General features: G+C 70.2%; 3 protein-coding genes. All 3 read left to right on the forward strand.

From position 1 onward, the window contains the following. Positions 1 to 1,007 (forward strand): thioredoxin family protein (locus tag HMPREF3115_RS27095; RefSeq protein WP_141751746.1); only part of this gene is annotated, 1,007 nt, incomplete at its 5' end. Positions 1,008 to 1,071: 64 nt separating this feature from the next. Next, positions 1,072 to 1,815: a peptide-methionine (S)-S-oxide reductase MsrA gene (msrA, locus tag HMPREF3115_RS27100; RefSeq protein WP_035489667.1), complete on the forward strand. Its 744-nt coding sequence runs from the start codon at positions 1,072 to 1,074 to the stop codon at positions 1,813 to 1,815. Between the two features lie 176 nt (positions 1,816 to 1,991). Then, positions 1,992 to 3,104, forward strand: a complete 1,113-nt coding sequence (locus HMPREF3115_RS27105; protein WP_006407315.1) for an aromatic ring-hydroxylating oxygenase subunit alpha — start codon at positions 1,992 to 1,994, stop codon at positions 3,102 to 3,104. The last annotated feature ends 84 nt before the right edge of the window (positions 3,105 to 3,188 follow it).

Here is a 3,188-nt window from a genome sequence, read left to right on the forward strand (position 1 = left end):
CGGCCGCGCCGATGGCCGCACCGGCCGCGCTGCCCGTCGAGGGCACGCTGCCGCCGCTCGACGGCGCGGTGCAGTGGCTGAACTCGCCGCCGCTGACGGCGGCCGCCCTGCGCGGCAAGGTCGTGCTCGTCGATTTCTGGACCTATTCGTGCATCAACTGCCTGCGCACGCTGCCGTACACGAATGCGTGGGCGCGCAAGTACGCACGCTACGGGCTCGTCGTGATCGGCGTGCACGCGCCGGAGTTCGCGTTCGAGCGCGACATCGGCAACGTGAAAAAGGCGGTCCGCGATCTCGGCATCGACTATCCGGTTGCGATCGACAACCGCTATGCGATCTGGCGCGCGTTCAACAACGAATACTGGCCCGCGCACTACTTCGTCGATGCGCAGGGCCGCATTCGCCGCCATCACTTCGGCGAAGGCGAATACGCGGAATCGGAGCGCGCGATCCAGTCGCTGCTCGCCGAAGCCGGGCACCCGGACGCACTGAACGTGCCGGTCGGCCTGGCGGGCAGCCCCGCCCAAGGCGCACTCGCCGCCGCCGACAGCGCGGACGTGCGCTCGCCCGAGACCTACGTCGGCTATGCGCGTGCGGAAGACTTCGCGTCGCCCGGCGGCTTCTTGCGCGATGCCGCGCATCGCTACGACGCGCCCGCGCATCCCGCGCTCAACGACTGGGGGCTGGCCGGCACGTGGCAGGTCGGCGCCGAGCACGCGACGCTCGCGGCGCCGGCCGGCCGCATCGTCTACCGGTTCCATGCGCGCGATCTGCATCTCGTGCTCGGCCCGGGCGCGAACGGCAAGCCGGTGCGCTTTCGCGTGACGGTGGACGGCGCCGCGCCCGGCGACGCGCACGGCAGCGACGTCGATGCGCAGGGCTACGGCACCGTGACCGGGCAGCGGCTGTATCAGCTCGTGCGGCAGCCGGGCGCGATCGCTGACCGCACGTTCTCGATCGAGTTTCTCGACGCCGGCGTCGACGCGTACGCGTTCACGTTCGGCTGACCGCGCCGGCGCGCACGTCGCGCGCCGCTCGCCCGTTTCGAACCGACTGCGAAGGAGTACCACGATGAACACGACATCCTCCCCACAACCGGCGCGCCGGCGGCGCACGGCGATGCTGCGGCGCATCGGCGCGCTCGCCGTCGCGGCCGCCGCCGTGATCGGCTATCAGCGTGCCGGCCAGTCCGCCGAGCCGACGCGCACGGCCCCCGCCCCGACGCTCGACGAGACGCCCGGCGCGTCGCACGACGAAACGGCCGTGCTCGCCGGCGGCTGCTTCTGGGGCGTGCAGGGCGTCTTCGAACACGTGAAGGGCGTGAAGCAGGTCACGGCCGGCTACGCGGGCGGCGCATCCGAAACCGCGCATTACGCGCTCGTCGGCACGGGCCTGACCGGCCATGCCGAATCGGTGCGCATCGTCTACGATCCCGCGCGGATCACGTACGGCCGGCTGCTGCAGATCTTCTTCTCGGTCGCGCACGACCCGACCGAGCTGAACCGGCAGGGCCCGGACGAAGGCACCCAGTATCGTTCGGCGATCTTCCCGACCAGCGCGCAGCAGCGCGCGATCGCGACCGCGTACGTCGCGCAGCTCGGTCGCGCGCATACGTTCGCCACGCCGATCGTCACGCGCGTCGAGCCGTTCAACGGCTTCTATCCGGCCGAGTCGTATCATCAGAACTACCTCGAACTGCATCCGGACGCGCCCTACATCGCGTTCAACGATCTGCCGAAGGTCGCCGCACTGCAGCAGCGGTTTCCGGCGCTCTACCGCGCCGATGCGGTCCTGTGGCGCGACGCGAGCCGCTGACCGGCGCGGCGGCTGCCGCGCGGGCCGCCGCTGCTTCGTCATATGAAATGTCCGACCGCAACAGCGGGACAAATGGACATCGATCGGGCTTGGCACGGCAACTTCGCGTAGACTCCTCCAGATCGCCGTCGCGTCACGCGACGATCACCATCTGGTCAAGCAAGGAGGCGTCACGCATGCGCGCAGTGCCTTTGCCCGACAGCAACACCCTCGAACCCGCCAGCGGCGCGCTCGTGCGCGATCTGCGCCGCGTGCCGATTCACCCCGATTACTGGTATCCGCTCGCGTGGTCGCGCGAGCTCAAGCGTGGCAAGACGCTCGGCGTGCGCTTCGCCGGCGAGCCGATCGTGCTCGTGCGCACCGAATCGGGCGCCGTCTACGCGCTCGAAGACCGTTGCGCGCACCGCCAGGTGCCGCTGCATGCGGGCGTCGTCGCCGGCGAAACGCTGCGCTGCTGCTATCACGGCTGGACCTACGACTGCAGCAGCGGCCGCTGCGTCGACGTCCCCTATCTCGGCCGCGAGCGGCTGCCGAACGGCGTGCGCGCGTATCCGTGCCGCGAAGCGCACGGGCTGATCTTCGTGTTCCCCGGCGACGCGACGCGCGCCGACGAACGGCCGTTCCCGTTGCTCGCCTCCGCGGACGACCGCGCCTACAAGACGCGCCGCTTCGGCCGCGAGGTCAAGTGCCACTACTCGTTCATGCACGAGAACCTGATGGACATGAACCATCAGTTCCTGCACCGCAAGCAGATGGGCCAGATGCGCGCGCGCTGCGTCGGCCGCCGTCGCGGCGACGACTGGGTCGAGGTCGACTACACGTTCGCGCGCATGGAAGGCAAGCAGCCGGTCGGCGAGGCGCTCGTGTTCGGTTCGAGCAAGAAGCCGGGCGACCAGGCGAACAAGAGCGTGATGACGGTGCGCACCGGCTACCCGTATCAGACGCTGCAGATTCGCTCGAGCGAGGGCACGCTCGTGATGGACCTGTGGATCGTCTACGTGCCGCTCGATGCCGCGCAGCGCACCAACCGCACGTTCGGGCTGCTGTCGATCCGCAAGCCGGGCGTGCCGTTCGCGCTCGATCTCGCGTGGCCGCTGCTCGTCTGGTTTACCGAGCGCATCTTCGGCGAGGATCGCTGGATCGTCGAGCGCGAGCAGGAAGCGCACGACGAGCAGGGCGCCGACTGGAACCACGAGGTGTTTCCGGTCATCAACGAACTGCGCGACCTGCTGCGCCAGTGCGGCGCGCGCACGGTGATCCCGATCCGCGAAGTGGACGACGTGCGCTGACGCGCGCCGCCGCCCGCCCCGCGCCGCAGGCTCAGCGCGCGCGCTCGACCGGTTGCGGCTCGCGCAGCCGGTTCGCGATGCGCG

Origin of the sequence: Burkholderia sp. HMSC10F09, assembly GCF_001806955.1 — a bacterium.
GTDB classification, from domain to species: domain Bacteria; phylum Pseudomonadota; class Gammaproteobacteria; order Burkholderiales; family Burkholderiaceae; genus Burkholderia; species Burkholderia multivorans.

Bases quoted from the DNA above. Each gene is read 5' to 3' on its own strand.
- HMPREF3115_RS27105 (WP_006407315.1), top strand. From the start codon at position 1,992: ATGCGCGCAGTGCCTTTGCCCGACAGCAACACCCTCGAACCCGCCAGC.
- msrA (WP_035489667.1), top strand. From the start codon at position 1,072: ATGAACACGACATCCTCCCCACAACCGGCGCGCCGGCGGCGCACGGCG.